Source organism: Burkholderia sp. AU4i (assembly GCF_000466765.1).
GTDB classification, from domain to species: domain Bacteria; phylum Pseudomonadota; class Gammaproteobacteria; order Burkholderiales; family Burkholderiaceae; genus Burkholderia; species Burkholderia cepacia.
Genome location: NZ_ASSI01000465.1, coordinates 1 through 552 on the forward strand (window position 1 = coordinate 1; position 552 = coordinate 552).

1 protein-coding gene is annotated in these 552 nt (G+C 68.1%); it reads right to left on the reverse strand.

The genetic code is table 11. The features are described 5' to 3' along the window. Nucleotides 1-552: UTRA domain-containing protein (locus L810_RS43555; protein WP_042978513.1), on the reverse strand; the 552-nt coding region annotated here is incomplete at both ends.

Below are 552 nucleotides of genomic sequence, written 5' to 3' on the forward strand. Positions count from 1 at the left end.
AGAAATGCCCGGTGAAGCGATAACGGCTGCCGGGATGCCACAGATTCGCCACCGAGGCGACGACGCCCTGCGACCAGGTGCGCCGATGTAAAACCAGACACGGCTCGACGTCGTCCATCCGCAGCTGCTCGCGCCGCTCCGGCGCCGGGGCCGCCGCTTCGATCCGGTACTCGACGCGCTGCAGCGGAGCCGCGCGCATCAGGTACAGGTTCGGCGTCGTGTTCGTGAAATCCTGCTCGGCGTAATCCGGCGCGACCGCCGGATTCACCCACCGCTCTTCGAGCTGCACCGGCTCGTCGTTCTCGAAGTGCAGCACCTGCGAATGAAACAGCTTCGTGCGCACGGCCACCTGCATCTCGTCGGCGAGCACCTCGTCGGCGCGGATCGTGTCGAGGCCGAGCACGCTCGCGCGATACGCATGCCCGCGCGCGCCGACCTCCTCCGAGATGCTGCGGATCGCCACCAGCGTCGACTCGTACTTCGGCCGCGCGACGTAGGTGCCCGCACCCTTCATGCGCGTGAGCACCTGCTCGGCCGTCAACTCGCGCAGCG